Source organism: Chryseobacterium aquifrigidense (genome assembly GCF_006716485.1).
Taxonomy (GTDB): domain Bacteria; phylum Bacteroidota; class Bacteroidia; order Flavobacteriales; family Weeksellaceae; genus Chryseobacterium; species Chryseobacterium vietnamense.
Window position 1 is genome coordinate 538,444 of sequence record NZ_VFPD01000001.1, and the last position, 14,671, is coordinate 553,114.

The 14,671-nt window shown below is 37.4% G+C and carries 12 protein-coding genes; 10 read left to right on the plus strand and 2 right to left on the minus strand.

Annotation, left to right across the window (positions count from 1 at the left end; translation table 11 throughout):
• Nucleotides 1–51 precede the first annotated feature (51 nt).
• Nucleotides 52–1,047: a sterol desaturase family protein gene (locus FB551_RS02375; RefSeq protein WP_142018052.1), complete on the minus strand. Its 996-nt coding sequence runs from the start codon at nt 1,045–1,047 to the stop codon at nt 52–54.
• A 203-nt stretch (nt 1,048–1,250) separates the two neighbouring features.
• Here FB551_RS02375 and FB551_RS02380 point away from each other — a divergent pair, with 203 nt between their 5' ends.
• From FB551_RS02380 to guaA, 10 genes are all read left to right on the plus strand, one after another.
• Nucleotides 1,251–3,110, plus strand: a complete 1,860-nt coding sequence (locus tag FB551_RS02380) for a glycoside hydrolase family 13 protein (protein WP_142014619.1) — start codon at nt 1,251–1,253, stop codon at nt 3,108–3,110.
• Nucleotides 3,111–3,119: 9 nt separating this feature from the next.
• Nucleotides 3,120–3,638 carry a nuclear transport factor 2 family protein gene (locus tag FB551_RS02385; RefSeq protein WP_142014621.1) on the plus strand — a complete coding sequence of 173 codons (519 nt, stop codon included), beginning with the start codon at nt 3,120–3,122 and terminating at the stop codon, nt 3,636–3,638.
• A complete protein-coding gene (locus FB551_RS02390) occupies nt 3,638–5,056 on the plus strand; it encodes an MFS transporter (RefSeq protein ID WP_142014623.1) in 1,419 nt (472 codons plus the stop codon). The genes FB551_RS02385 and FB551_RS02390 overlap by 1 nt, the downstream gene beginning before the upstream one ends.
• A gap of 593 nt (nt 5,057–5,649) precedes the next feature.
• Nucleotides 5,650–6,378: a pirin family protein gene (locus FB551_RS02395; protein ID WP_047432027.1), complete on the plus strand. Its 729-nt coding sequence runs from the start codon at nt 5,650–5,652 to the stop codon at nt 6,376–6,378.
• 36 nt (nt 6,379–6,414) lie between these two features.
• Nucleotides 6,415–6,966, plus strand: a complete 552-nt coding sequence (locus tag FB551_RS02400) for an NADPH-dependent FMN reductase (protein ID WP_142014626.1) — start codon at nt 6,415–6,417, stop codon at nt 6,964–6,966.
• A 281-nt stretch (nt 6,967–7,247) separates the two neighbouring features.
• Nucleotides 7,248–8,240 (plus strand): phosphoribosylformylglycinamidine cyclo-ligase, encoded by a 993-nt coding sequence (gene purM / locus FB551_RS02405; protein ID WP_047432021.1) that lies wholly within the window; start codon nt 7,248–7,250, stop codon nt 8,238–8,240.
• A gap of 150 nt (nt 8,241–8,390) precedes the next feature.
• Nucleotides 8,391–8,954, plus strand: a complete 564-nt coding sequence (gene purN, locus FB551_RS02410) for a phosphoribosylglycinamide formyltransferase (RefSeq protein ID WP_115956561.1) — start codon at nt 8,391–8,393, stop codon at nt 8,952–8,954.
• A gap of 143 nt (nt 8,955–9,097) precedes the next feature.
• Nucleotides 9,098–10,615: a bifunctional phosphoribosylaminoimidazolecarboxamide formyltransferase/IMP cyclohydrolase gene (gene purH, locus FB551_RS02415; RefSeq protein WP_047432019.1), complete on the plus strand. Its 1,518-nt coding sequence runs from the start codon at nt 9,098–9,100 to the stop codon at nt 10,613–10,615.
• An 89-nt stretch (nt 10,616–10,704) separates the two neighbouring features.
• Entirely contained in the window at nt 10,705–11,943 is a 1,239-nt protein-coding gene (gene purD, locus FB551_RS02420; protein WP_047432016.1) for a phosphoribosylamine--glycine ligase, read from the plus strand.
• A gap of 192 nt (nt 11,944–12,135) precedes the next feature.
• Entirely contained in the window at nt 12,136–13,665 is a 1,530-nt protein-coding gene (gene guaA, locus FB551_RS02425; protein WP_142014629.1) for a glutamine-hydrolyzing GMP synthase, read from the plus strand.
• A gap of 605 nt (nt 13,666–14,270) precedes the next feature.
• On the opposite strand, the gene FB551_RS02430 is transcribed toward guaA, so the two are convergent.
• Complete coding sequence (locus FB551_RS02430; protein ID WP_142014632.1) at nt 14,271–14,657, minus strand: hypothetical protein; 387 nt, start codon at nt 14,655–14,657, stop codon at nt 14,271–14,273.
• Nucleotides 14,658–14,671: the final 14 nt, after the last annotated feature.

A 14,671-nucleotide genomic window follows, 5' to 3' on the forward strand; every position in this document is an offset into this window, starting at 1 on the left:
CACTAAGGTGCCCCGGTTTATCGAATTTTCGATGGCCGGGGTATTTTTTTGTTATTTATCCTCTGTCTGTTGAATGAGTTGGGAATATTGATTTTCAGATTCTGGGATCTGTTCTTTTACTTTCAGAGGAGTTCCGGTTTTTACCTTTTCTTTATATTCTTTCTGATACTGTTTCACCGTTTTTCCGGTTCCGTCATGTCTCCATCCCGGTGAATAGAAAAGATACTTTATACGGTCTTTGAAAGAAAGTCCCGGTTGTCTGATATCTTTTCCTATTCTTCTCCATTCATAGAATAGAGTAGTTGCCGGATCTTTAGATTCCATCTTAGGATAGATTCCATATTTCACAGGAACCTTAGGATCTTCTTTTTCAAAAGTTCCGAAAATTTTATCCCAGATAATCAGTCCCATTCCCATATTACGGTCCAGATATTTGATATTACAGGCATGATGAACCCTGTGATGGGAAGGAGTCACCAGGATATATTCTAAAAACCCCATACTTTTAATAGATTGGGTGTGTACAAATGTACCATAGATCTGTATAGAAGAATAAGCTACCAGAATATGCCACGGATGAAAGCCCATGAATGCTAATGGGGAGAAAAACAGATACCTGTACAGCGGCTGAAATACAGGGCTTCTGAATCCCGTACTGATATTGAAATAGTCAGAATTGTGATGCGTAATATGTACAGCCCAGAAAACACGTGAATGATGATCCACATAATGATGGACATAATAAGCAAAGTCCTGAGCCAGGAATACAGCGATCCAATACCATATTCCTTCCTGCCAGTAGAAAAGACGGTGCTGGTAAAAGAACATCATCACGAATAATGAAAATCCTTTCATGATAATATCTAACCCATAATTAAGCAAGGCGAAAAGAACATTTGTTGCGACATCTTTAGTCTCATAAATTTTCTCTTTATTAAAATGACTATAGGCCATTTCCAGGAAAATTATAGTAGCAAACACAGGGATTGTCCATGTATAAACAACATCTGGTCCTTCAGTTTTGAATATATTACTGAAATCCAACATTTTTTCTATAAAACTAAAAATAAAAAGCATGGAAAATGAATTTTATATATGAATTTTTTATGAAAAAATTAAGTATTTGTTATAAAATCAAAAATAAGGATATTTATACTTATGATTTCAGATAAAATGAACTCAAAAAAAGAAACTTTCTCTTGTATTTTTGGATGTATATATAAAAATTTAATGCTAAATTGAACATTAATATGAAGACAATATATGCAGCATTCGCCCTTTCGATAGCTTCCTTCGCTTTTTCCCAGAAAAATCTGGAAAGAGTAGAGCCGGCTTTCTGGTGGAAGGGAATGAAAAACCCTGAACTTCAGATTCTTGTTTACGGAAAAGATGTAGGCAATAACGAGGTTACCCTTTCAGATGGAATACAGATTAAAGACATCCGGAAAGTTGATAATCCTAATTATGTTTTTATTACAGTTGATACCCACGGGATAAACGTTCCAAAGTTTACCATTCATATTAAAAAAGGTAAAAAGAATATTGGCTCGTATATCTATGAGCTGAAACAAAGAAATCCGGGATCTGCCAACCGCGAGTCTTTTACTTCAAAAGATCTTATGTATCTGATCATGCCGGACCGTTTTGCCAATGGTGATGAGAAGAATGATTCAAGGCCGGAATTTACCGAAAAAGCAGATCGCAGTTTGCCAAACGGCAGACATGGAGGTGATCTCCGCGGCATCATCAACAATCTTGATTATATTCAGAATCTGGGAGCTACTGCCGTTTGGCTTACTCCCGTGAATGAAGACAACGAAAAAGTGTATTCCTATCATGGTTACGCCCAGACTGATCTGTATAAAATTGATGGCCGCTACGGAACCAATGAAGATTATAAAACATTATCCCAGGAGTTGAATAAGCGGAACATGAAGCTGGTGATGGATTATGTAACCAACCATTGGGGAGGCTCACACTGGATGATTAAAGATCTTCCTTCCAAAGACTGGATACATTGGTTTGAGGATGGAGAAAAAGGATTTAAGCGCTCCAACTATAAAACGACAACGCAATTTGATACCAATGCTTCTGATATTGATAAAAAATATGCGCTGGACGGATGGTTTGATACCACCATGCCTGATATCAATCAAAAAAATCCACTGGTCCTGAAATATCTGATTCAAAATGCAATCTGGTGGATCGAATATGCTGAACTGGGAGGCTTCCGTGTAGATACTTATCCTTACAATGATAAAGACGCCATGGCAAAATGGGCCAAGGCAATTACTGATGAATATCCCAAATTCAATATCGTAGGAGAAACATGGCTGTATACGGCAGCACAAATTGCGGCGTGGCAGAAGAATTCGAAAATCGGAGCGATAGAAAATTATAATTCAAATTTACCTTCGGTAATGGATTTTATGCTTTTTGAAAATTTACCTAAGGCACTCAAAGAAAAAGAAAGCTGGGATAAAGGCATGATTAGAGTTTATGACTCTTTTACAAGCGATTTCCTTTATCCGGATATCAATAATCTTCTGGTCTTCCTGGAAAATCATGATACTGAAAGATGGAATGAAATCTTTAACGCAAGCCCGGAGGCTTATAAATTAGGACTTGCCATGATCTCGACAGTGAGAGGGATTCCACAGATTTATTATGGATCAGAAATAGGTATGAGAGGCGATAAAATGAAAGGAGGTGATGCGGATATCCGAAGAGATTTTCCGGGAGGCTGGAAGTCTGATTCTCAGAATGCCTTCAATCCATCTGCTCAGACTCCGGAACAGAAAGAATTTTTTCGGTTTACTCAAAAATTATTAAACTGGAGAAAAGGAAAAGACGCAATTCATAATGGGAAAACTAAAAATTTCGTTCCTCAGGATGGTGTTTTTGTGTATTTCAGATATAATGAAAAAGAAAGTGTAATGGTGGTCATCAACAATAATGAAAAAGATCAGACGTTAAACTTGAAACGATTTGCAGAATCACTGAATGGGTATACAAAAGGAAAAGAAGTAACTTCAGGAAAAGAAATTTCATTACAAAACAGTATGAATATCCCTGCAAAAACGCCATTCATCATTGAACTAGAAAAATAATTAATATATATGAAAAAACTAACGACTGCTTATACCTTAATCCTTTTTGTACTGGGCTTTTCTTTATTTACCGCGCAATCAAAAACCGGATTTGAAAAAGAAAAAACGGAAATCAGTACCATGCTTGATACCTTTAATGCAACGGCTGCAAAAGCAGATTATAATGCCTATTTTAACCTCTTTGCAGATGAATCCACGTTCATTGGAACAGATGCTACCGAAATCTGGGATAAAAAAGCATTTATGGTATGGGCAAAACCTTACTTCGATAAAAAGAAAACCTGGAATTTTAAAGCGTTGAAAAGAAATATTTATTTCAGTAAAGACGGAAAACTGGCCTGGTTTGACGAATTATTGGATACCCAGATGAAAATTTGCAGAGGTTCCGGAGTGGTAGAAAAAATCAATGGCAGCTGGAAGGTAAAACAATATGTTCTTTCTGTAACAGTACCTAATGAGGTGGTAGATAAAGTGGTTACTGAAAAAGCACCTATTGAAGATGCGTTAATTCAAAAACTGAAGTCATAATGGCGATAATGATGGGGAAAAATGATACCGGAGCAGCGGGAAAAAGAATAAAACCAGACTTATCAATGCTCCAGATTATTAATATGAGCATGGGATTTCTTGGAATCCAGATGGCATTTGGATTACAAAATGGTAATGCAAGCCGTATTCTGGGGAATTTAGGAGCTGATGTGCACGAGTTATCCTGGTTCTGGCTGGTAGCTCCCATTACAGGACTCATTGTTCAGCCTATTATCGGCCATATGGGAGATAATACGTGGAGTCCGTTGGGTAGGAGAAAGCCCTATTTCCTGATTGGCGCTGTTTTATGCGCGATAGGATTGGTTCTCCTTCCTAATGCAGCCTCTGTTACGCAAATGTTTGCGGCCAATGCACTTTTGTTAGCGGTAATATTTCTCGCGATGATGGATGCTTCGGTGAATATCGCCATGGAGCCTTTCAGAGCTTTGGTAGGAGATATGCTCCCGAAACATCAGGGTACGATAGGATTTTCTGTACAAACAATTCTGATCGGAATTGGGGCCGTATTAGGATCTTATCTTCCGGACTGGTTAACAAAAATGGGGATTTCCAATGAAGCACCAGCAGGGTTTGTAGCTGATAATGTTATTTATTCTTTTTATATCGGGGCAGCATTGTTGATTATATCAATTCTGTATACCATTATAACAACCAGAGAATATTCTCCACAGGAATTTGCTGATTTTGAAGATGGAAAAGAAGCAGATCAGCACAAATCCAAGTTTTCAGATATTTTCAAAGATTTTGCTGCGATTCCTGCACAGATGAAAAAGTTGGGAATTGTTCAGTTTTTCTCCTGGTTTGCGTTGTTTACCATGTGGGTTTTCACAACCAGTGCGTTGGCCACCCATCATTTCGGACTTTCCCCGGAAGATACCCATTCCAAAGCATTTAATGATGCCGGAGACCTTACCGGAAAGCTTTTCGGAATGTATAATCTTTGGGCAATTCCGTTTGCTTTTCTGTTGACTCCAATAGCGAAAATGATTGGTAAAAAGCAGACTCACGCTTTAGCTTTATTGTGCGGAGGTTTGGGGCTTGTTTCCATGTATTTTATTAAAGACGTCAACAATTTATGGATCTCTATGATCGGATTAGGCTTTGCCTGGGCCAGTATCTTAGCAATGCCTTATGCGATGCTTATTGAGGTGATTCCACAACGGAAAATGGGTGTTTATATGGGAATATTCAATTTCTTTATTGTGATTCCACAGATTATCAATGGTTTATTCGGAGGTCCTGTTGTAAGTGGTATTTTCGGAAAACAGGCAATGGATTATGTTGTCGTAGGAGGTGTTTGCATGCTCATTGGAGCCGTAGTAACCATGATTTTTGTGAAATCTGAAGATGAAACACATAAGGAAATTGAAGAAGAAATCAAGCAGGTACACTTTTAAAAATAAATATCCTTTTCCGTAATAATAGCTTCGACAGGCTCAGCCTGACATCGCATAAAAATTCCGGTTAGTATTCGGGTTGTCACCCTGAGCCTGTCGAAGGGCTATCATTAAGAAAACCTTTGTTAATCATTAATCTCGGGTATTAGGAATGAGTTAACTGGTTTAAATAAGTATCAATAGGAGCGGGCTTTAGCCCGCTTTCTCTTTAAGTATTAATCCATTGGCTTTAGCCAAAACTTAATATTTATCCTTTATATATTTATTTGTTTTCGATCTTCAGAATATAATAATCTCCCGCAGATTTTCACCGATAACACAGATGTTTTTGCACTTATTTATACAATTGGTGTAATCCATCAACCTTTAGAAGAAAAAATATACGGTATAAAATTTTATCGCAGATAAAATCTTTGCGCCTTAAAAACATATTGAAAGTAAAAAAATCGCGTCTTTGCGTAATCCAACCTAAAATGATCCTCACTTTCTGAGCTTTCTCAACCTTTTTAACTTCTCCAAATTTCCTTTCTTAACCTACATCAACTTTTTAAACACCTGCTTGCCGTACATTTGTACTATAAATAATCACAGAAATGAAAACAGTATATCATAAAGCAGATTCAAGAGGCCATGCCAACCACGGATGGTTGAATTCTTACCATACATTCAGTTTTGCCAACTATCAAAACAGAGACAGAACAAATTTTGGAGTTTTAAGAGTATTAAACGACGATACCGTTTCTCAGGGGATGGGCTTCGGAACACACCCGCACAGAGATATGGAAATTATTTCAATCCCTTTGGAAGGAGATCTGGAGCATAAAGATTCAATGGGAACCACAGCGGTGATCAGAAAAGGAGAAATTCAGGTGATGAGCGCCGGAACCGGTGTAATGCACAGTGAATACAATAAAAATAAAGACGAGGAGGTAAAATTCCTTCAGATCTGGGTGTTCCCAAAAGAACAGAATGTTGAACCGAGATATGATCAGAAAAGCATCAAAGAAGGCGAGAAAATCAATGGATTCCAACAGATTTTATCTCCCAATAAAAATGATGACGGAGTTTGGATTCATCAGGATGCCTGGTTCAACTTGGCCAACTTTACAAAAGGAAATGGCAAAAATTATATGCTCAACAAAAAAGGAAACGGAGTGTATGCATTTGTTTTAAAAGGAAGTGCAAAAATCGGAGACCGCGTTCTGAATGAAAGAGACGGGTTGGGAATCTGGGATACACAGAGCTTTAATATTGAAGCAGTAGAAGACACTGAAGTATTATTAATGGAAGTCCCAATGGAACTGCCGTCTTATCTTAAATAAAAAACTAAATTTGTAATCTTAAAATAAACCTCACCTATGAAAATTTTAGCAATAGCAGGAAGTAACTCAGAAGCTTCAATGAACAAACAGTTGGTAGCATATGCATCAACATTATTTGAAAATGCAGAAGTAGAAGTGATCGATTTAAATCCTTTTGAAATGCCTATCTATAAACATGAAAGAGAATTAGCAGGTGGTGTTCCACAGGAAGCTCATGATTTTGCAGCAAAAATTGACGGTGCAAATTTATTATTGGTTTCTCTGGGAGAGCACAACGGAACGTACTCTACAGCATTCAAAAATGTATTCGACTGGGTATCCAGAATCAAAGACAGAACAGTCTGGAATGAAGTACCTATGCTATTGATGTCTACATCTCCCGGAGGTAGAGGTGGAGCAGGAGTTTTGGAAGCAGCATCAAAGCGTTTCCCTTTCCATGGAGGAAATGTGGTGGAAACTTTTTCACTTCCTTTCTTTAATGATAACTTTGATAAAGCAGCTCAGAAAATTTCTAATGAAGAGAAAGACAGTGAGTTAAAAGAAAAAATAAAGAAGATTGCAGCCATTGAAACAATCCTTGAAAAATAGAATTTGAATATTCATTTAAAATTACTATTTTTGCAAAAAGAAAAGAGATGAAAATTCAGACCTCCTATAAACAATATTTTTCTCATAAAGGGAAAGTTGTGGGCTCTGAAATTCTGAGATAAAATAACGGCCGATAATCTGAAAAGATTGTCGGCTTTTTTGTTTTCTAAAATCGAGTATAAAAGTAATTGAAATATTAAAAGATAATAAGATTCCGGAAACCGTTACTAGATCATAAATAGTATGAAATCTGAAATCTGAATCTAAAAATCTAAGCAGACATGAGCAACACTTACAAATCAGCAGGAGTAGACAAAGAAGAAGGATACAAAACGGTTGACAAGATCAAAAAAGCGGTCGGTGAAACCCACAATTCCAATGTACTGAACCACTTGGGAAGTTTTGGTGCTTTCTATGAAATCGGTGGATACAAAAATCCGGTTCTTGTATCAGGAACAGATGGAGTGGGAACAAAGCTGAAAGTAGCGTTAGATACCAAAAAATACGATTCTATTGGGGTAGATTGTTTCGCAATGTGTGCCAACGATATCCTTTGCCACGGAGCAAAACCGTTATTCTTTTTAGATTATCTGGCTTGTGGAAAGCTAGATTCTGAAATCGCTGCAGAAATCGTTTTAGGAATGGTTGCCGCTTGTAAGGATAACAACTGTGCTTTGATTGGCGGAGAAACTGCTGAAATGCCGGGAATGTACCAGCCGGGAGATTATGATGTTGCAGGATTCTGTGTAGGAATCGTAGAAAAAGACCAGATCATTGACGGTTCTAAGATAAAAGCTGGAAACAAAATTATTGCATTACCAAGCTCAGGATTCCACTCAAACGGATTCTCTTTAGTAAGAAAAGTATTCCCGAACTTTGAAGAAGAATTTGAAGGAAAACCCTTATATGAAACACTTTTAGTTCCTACAAGACTATACTATAAGGATATCCATAAAGTATTGGAAGAAGTGAAAGTAGAAGGAATTGCTCACATCACAGGAGGTGGTCTTTACGAAAACGTTCCTAGAATTATTCCTGAAGGACTTTGTGCTTCTATCGATGAACAAAAAATCAGAATTCCTAGTGTGATGCTTGAACTTGAAAAAAGAGGCGGAGTGACACGTGAAGAAATGCACGGAACATTCAATATGGGCGTAGGAATGGTAATCGTTGTAGATGCTGAACATGCTGAAAAAGTATTGCACCTTTTAGATGATGCTTACGAAATCGGAGAAATTACTGAAGGAGCAGAGAAAATCAATTTAAAGTTTTAGAAGCTTAATCCCGCTTTCCGCTATATCTTTTTTGCCGGTGCTTTTTTACAAAGCCATTTCAAAAAAAGGATGCCGCTGCAATCGGGGCTAGTTAATAACATTCAAAGCCTTGTCAAGGTTTTAAACCTTGACAAGGCTAATAAAATAAATATGAAGAATATCGTTGTACTCGTATCCGGTTCAGGAACCAATCTGCAGAGAATCATTGATACTATTGACTCAGGAGAAATCCGGAATGCAAAAGTAACTTTGGTGGTAGCAGACAGAGAATGTTTCGGATTGGAAAGAGCCAAGAATCATAATATAGAAAACATACTCATTCCAAGAGGAAAGAATTTCAGCAGTGAATTGGCTAAAGTAATCCCTGAAAATACAGACCTTATTGTATTGGCAGGATTTTTATCCATCTTAAAATCTGAATTCTGCGAAAACTGGAATGGTAAAATAATCAATATTCACCCGGCCTTGCTTCCGAAATTCGGAGGAAAAGGAATGTGGGGAATGAACGTTCACAATGCAGTTATTGAAGCTAAAGAAGTAGAGAGTGGGGCGACTGTACATTTTGTGACACCGGGCATTGACGAGGGAGAAGCTATTCTTCAGAAATCTTTTGAAGTAACCGCTGATGATACTCCTGAAACCCTGGCTCAGAAAGTTCACCAGATTGAATATGAAATTTTCCCGCTGGCCATCAATAAGGTTCTGGGAAACTAATTCCTTTCCTTTGGAAGGGTGTCAGAAATCAAGAATTTTTGACGTGATATCAAAGAAATCTAAGTAAAATAAAAGTAAGTTCGGAGGTGAAAGACCCGAACACAGTTTGAAATAGCTGTAAAAAGTAAAAAATTGAAAGTAAAATGAGTAAAAAGAGAGTTTTAATCAGTGTTTCTGACAAAAGTGGATTAGTAGAATTCGCGCAGTTTTTGGAAGCTCAGAATTATGAGTTGATCTCCACAGGAGGAACGTTCAAACATTTGAAAGACGCTGGTTTAAATCCTATTCAGATTGATGAGGTAACCAATTTCCCTGAAATGTTGGATGGAAGAGTGAAAACTCTACACCCGAAAGTTCACGGTGGGCTGCTGGCTGTTCGTACCAACGAAGAGCACATGAAAACCGTTCAGGAACACGGAATTGGTCTGATTGACATGGTGATCGTAAACCTTTATCCTTTCTTTGAAAATGTAAACAAAGACATTTCTTTACATGAGAAAGTAGAGTTTATCGATATCGGAGGCCCTTCAATGCTTCGTTCTGCAGCTAAAAACTTTGATTCTGTTACAGTAATCACTGATGTTGAAGATTATGCAGCAGTGAAAATTGAAATGGAACAGAACGGTGATACGTATATCGAAACCCGTAAAAAACTGGCAGGAAAAGTATTCAACCTTACTTCTGCATATGATGCAGCAATTTCAAGAATGCTTTTAGATGAAGAATATCCTACATACTTAAATGCTTCTTACAAAAAAGTTGCTGACCTAAGATATGGAGAAAACCCTCATCAGACAGCAGCTTACTACGTTTCTACTTTCGAGAATGGAGCTATGAAAGACTTCGAACAGCTTGGAGGTAAGGAACTTTCTTTCAACAATCTTCGTGATATGGACCTTTGCTGGAAAGTAGTTACTGAGTTCAAAGAAGAAATGGCTTGTTGTGCCGTAAAACACTCTACCCCTTGTGGAGTGGCTATCGGAACTTCAGCATTGGAGACTTATCAGAAAACATTTGAATGTGACCCGGTTTCTATCTTTGGCGGAATTGTTGCAATGAACTATAAAATTGACGCAGCAACAGCGGAAGAATTAAACAAAACTTTCCTTGAAATTGTAATGGCTCCTGAATTTGATGAGGAAGCCCTTGAAGTTTTAAGAAAAAAGAAAAACCTGAGAATCATCAAAATCGTAAACCCTGTTTCAGACAAACAGACCTGGGTGAAAGTAGACGGAGGAATCCTTGTTCAGGATAATGACCTTCACTTCTCAGATGATATCAAAGTGGTAACTGAAGTACAGCCTACTGAAGAACAGAAAAAAGCATTACTTTTCTCTCAGAGAGTGGTAAAATATGTGAAGTCTAACGCGATTGTGGTTTCCAACGGAGTTCAGGCATTCGGTATCGGTGGCGGACAGGTAAACAGAATCTGGGCTACTCAGCAGGCTATCGAGAGAGCTAAAGAAAAATTCTCAGGAGATTTGGTATTGGCTTCAGATGCGTTTTTCCCTTTCCGTGATGTGGTAGATTTCTGCGCTCAGGAAGGTATCAAGGCGATTATTCAGCCTGGTGGAAGTGTAAAAGATCAGGATAGTATTGAGGCTGCAAACGAGCACAAGATCCCGATGATGTTTACAGGGGTGAGACACTTTTTCCACTAATTAAAATAGAATTAAAAAATAATTGGGGATTGTATTTTTAGCATTCAAAATTATATATTTGTAAAATAAGACTAGATAATAAATAAAGTATGAGAATATTAATCATAGGTGAAGGCGGTAGAGAATCTGCTTTAGCGGCAAAGCTTCAGAATGACTCAAGAATTTCTAAAATGTTTTTTGCCAACGGGAATGCTACTACCGATGTAATAGGGAAAAATGTTCATTTATCAGAAATCAAAGAACTTAGAGATTTCGCTATTAAAGAAAAAGTTGATCTTACGATCGTAGGTCCTGAAGCTCCTCTTGTAGCGGGTATCAAGGACGAATTTAAAAAGCATGATCTTAAAGTTTTCGGGCCTAATCAAAAAGTAGCAAGCCTGGAAGGAAGTAAAGCTTTCTCTAAGAAATTTATGCAGACCTATGATATCAAAACAGCTAAGGCTGTCGTATTTGATTCATACAACGATGCTAAAGAATATGTGCAGACACAGCAATATCCTTTGGTAATCAAGGCTAGCGGTTTAGCAGGTGGAAAAGGTGTTGTTATTTGTGACAACCTTGAAGAAGCTGAAGCTACCATCCATGACTTCATGATCAGAAGAATCTATGGTGATGCTGGTATCCGTTTAGTTATTGAAGAATATTTACAAGGTTTTGAAGCTTCTATCATTGCTTTCTCTAACGGAGAAAAATTATTCCCATGTGTAGCAGCAAAAGACTATAAAAAAGCTGGAAACGGAGATACAGGACCTAATACAGGAGGTATGGGTTCAGTAGCACCAAGCCCGGAATTTACTCAGGAACACTATGCAGATTTTGAGAAAAATATCTTAGAACCTACTGTTAAAGGTCTTAAAGCTGAAGGTTTCGGATTTAAAGGAATCATCTTCTTCGGATTGATGGTAACGAAAAACGGAGCTTACCTTCTGGAATACAACATGAGATTCGGTGATCCTGAAACTCAGGTATTGATGGCGTTAATGGAAAACAATCTTTTAGATGTGATCCAGGACTGTATGGAAGGAAAAGACATTGAGCTTAAGTTTAAAGACGAAAAAGCAGTTTGCCTTGTTATGTGTTCAGGAGGTTATCCGAGAAATATCGAAATAGGTTTCGAAATTACAGGAGAAGACAAATTGAAACATAGTAAACTGTTATATGCAGGAGCTGTCACCAAAGGTGATAAAGTGGTTTCCAATGGCGGTAGAGTACTGAACATTGTGGCTACAGGCGCTACCTACGAAGATGCCCGCAAAAAAGTTTACGAAGATGCAGCTCACGTACATTTCGATTACGGCTTCTACAGAGAAGACATCGGAAAGTTTTAATAAAAATCACGAAAAAAGATTTGGAGTCATTCCAAGTCTTTTTTTGTAAAACAGTTAATAATTAGAAGGTAGAAGCAAGAGGTTAGAAATTAGTCGGCGGAATGTGTATTGGGAGATAATCTCCAAGCCAAAAGCCATTAGCAAGAAGCCATTAGCACTATCATTATCAATCATCATTTATCAATTATCAAAATGAACAACGGTATTATTATTTTAGATTTCGGATCCCAGTACAACCAGCTTATCGGAAGAAGAATCCGTGAGATGGGCGTGTACTCTGAAATCTTACCTTACAATACACCATTACAAGATATTTTAGCAAAACAGCCAAAAGGAATCATCCTTTCCGGTGGACCAAGTTCTGTAAATGCGGAAAATGCCCACCTGGTTGAAAAAGAATTATACGAACAGGGAGTTCCTGTACTGGGGATCTGCTATGGAATGCAGATGACAGCTCACCTTTTAGGAGGTAAAGTAAACAAAGGAGAAAAAGGAGAATATGGTAAGGCCAACTTAGAGATCGTTAAAGAAAGCTCTTTATTAAAGGGAGTGACTCAGAACTCTGTCGTTTGGATGAGCCACTTTGACGAAGTAGGAGAATTGCCTGCAGGTTTTGAATTAAATGCAAAATCAGGAGTAATTGCCTCTATCTCTAACGAAGAAAGTAAAATCTACTGTGTTCAGTTCCACCCGGAAGTATCTCATACAGAAGAAGGAGGGAAAATGCTTGAAAATTTCGTTTTCGGAATCTGCAACTCAGAGAAAAACTGGAAACTGACCAACTATATCGAGAAAACAGTTGAGGAAATCCGTGAGAAAGTAGGAGACAACAAAGTGATCCTTGGGCTTTCAGGAGGAGTAGACTCTTCTGTAGCTGCTGTTTTGATCCACAAAGCAATCGGTGATCAGTTGACTTGTATCTTCGTAGATACGGGCTTATTGAGAAAGGATGAAGGCAAAAAAGTAATGGATCAGTATGGAGAGCATTTCCATATGAACATTAAAATGGTGGATGCTCAGGAAAGATTCCTTTCAAAACTAGCTGGAGTAGACGATCCTGAAGCGAAGAGAAAAATCATCGGAAACGAATTTATTCACGTATTTGACGAAGAATCTCACAAAATTGAAGGGGCTAAATTTCTTGCTCAAGGGACTATTTATCCTGACGTTATCGAGAGCCAGTCTGTCAACGGACCATCTGCAGTAATCAAGTCTCACCACAATGTGGGAGGACTTCCTGAAGATATGGAATTCGAGTTGCTAGAGCCATTAAGAGAACTTTTCAAAGACGAAGTAAGAAGAGTAGGAGAAGAATTGGGAATTCCTCACCACCTGGTATACAGACACCCTTTCCCAGGTCCTGGATTAGGAATCAGAGTATTGGGAGCGGTAGATGCTGAGAAAGTAAGAATCCTTCAGGAAGCTGACGATATCTTCATTGAAGAATTATATAAAAATGACCTTTACGAAAAAGTATCTCAGGCTTTCGTAGTACTTCTTCCGGTAAAATCTGTTGGAGTAATGGGAGATGAAAGAACTTACGAATACACAGCTGTAGTTCGTTCTGCCAACACCATCGACTTTATGACGGCAACATGGAGCAGACTTCCTTACGAGTTCTTGGATACTGTTTCAAGCAGAATCATCAACGAAGTAAGAGGAATCAACAGAGTAGCTTACGATATTTCAAGTAAACCACCTGCAACGATTGAGTGGGAATAATCTTTGAGCTGAACTTAAAATATAAATCCTGCCCGTTTTGGGTGGGATTTTTTGTTAAAACTGTTTTAATGAAAAGACGATCAGGATAATATTGATAACAATTAACAAGCAATATAACAGTTTAAAGAGGATATGCTTATGGAAGATTAGATAATTTAATAATCCCGCTCCTATTAAATAGAAATAAACTAATCTTTTGGTTTCCTGAGGACTTATTTCAGATATTGAAAATATGTTTATATTGTGTGAAACATTGATCATTGAGTCTGAATAAAAAATTCTTAGAATAAAAATAATGGTGATACTTATGAGTAAAGTTACTGCGTATGGTTTCATCAGCTTTTAAATTTAATAATAATCATTACTGTTCGATAAAAAGTATAAATACATTGAAATATCAATATTTACAGCATAAATTAACAGGTCGCTCCTCCGGAGCTATAATTTTAAAACAAATATGTCCTATTAACAGTTAGCTCCCATTGGAGCTGGATTTGATCCCGTCGGGATCTGCTGTTAGTAGAAAAAAGAAGTTCCTATAAAAATAAAGCTCCGGAGGAGCGGTCTGCTAATTATGCTTTAATGTAATCGGACGAAAATGATTTTTAATTGACGTTGTAAAAATAAAAATCTTCAGCAGAAAAAGCATTTAAATTTTCCATAAGGTCAAAATAAACATTGTAAATATCAGGATTTACAGATAGATATGGATTAGAGAGAGTATCAACAATAATGTATTCTATATCATGAAATGTATGAAGAATATTTTTTACTTGTAAAGCATGTTGACTTTCGATAAAAATCAGAGGATAATGTAAACAGATATATGCGATGATTTTATTTTCAAGGCGCAGGATAGTTATTTTTTCTGTATCCATTTCTATATCAATGTTATAATGGGGTATAAGTGCCTCCATAACAGAGCTGAAATCAGAATGTTTCCAGTAATTATTTGAGTAAACTGCTGCCTGTAAAGTTTCGGTGATATCCACTGTTAAATTTTGTA

What these genes read in the sequence shown, in the direction of transcription:
- FB551_RS02375 (WP_142018052.1), bottom strand. Translation starts at nt 1,047, where the DNA reads ATGTTGGATTTCAGTAATATATTCAAAACTGAAGGACCAGATGTTGTT.
- FB551_RS02380 (WP_142014619.1), top strand. Translation starts at nt 1,251, where the DNA reads ATGAAGACAATATATGCAGCATTCGCCCTTTCGATAGCTTCCTTCGCT.
- FB551_RS02385 (WP_142014621.1), top strand. Translation starts at nt 3,120, where the DNA reads ATGAAAAAACTAACGACTGCTTATACCTTAATCCTTTTTGTACTGGGC.
- FB551_RS02390 (WP_142014623.1), top strand. Translation starts at nt 3,638, where the DNA reads ATGGCGATAATGATGGGGAAAAATGATACCGGAGCAGCGGGAAAAAGA.
- FB551_RS02395 (WP_047432027.1), top strand. Translation starts at nt 5,650, where the DNA reads ATGAAAACAGTATATCATAAAGCAGATTCAAGAGGCCATGCCAACCAC.
- FB551_RS02400 (WP_142014626.1), top strand. Translation starts at nt 6,415, where the DNA reads ATGAAAATTTTAGCAATAGCAGGAAGTAACTCAGAAGCTTCAATGAAC.
- purM (WP_047432021.1), top strand. Translation starts at nt 7,248, where the DNA reads ATGAGCAACACTTACAAATCAGCAGGAGTAGACAAAGAAGAAGGATAC.
- purN (WP_115956561.1), top strand. Translation starts at nt 8,391, where the DNA reads ATGAAGAATATCGTTGTACTCGTATCCGGTTCAGGAACCAATCTGCAG.
- purH (WP_047432019.1), top strand. Translation starts at nt 9,098, where the DNA reads ATGAGTAAAAAGAGAGTTTTAATCAGTGTTTCTGACAAAAGTGGATTA.
- purD (WP_047432016.1), top strand. Translation starts at nt 10,705, where the DNA reads ATGAGAATATTAATCATAGGTGAAGGCGGTAGAGAATCTGCTTTAGCG.
- guaA (WP_142014629.1), top strand. Translation starts at nt 12,136, where the DNA reads ATGAACAACGGTATTATTATTTTAGATTTCGGATCCCAGTACAACCAG.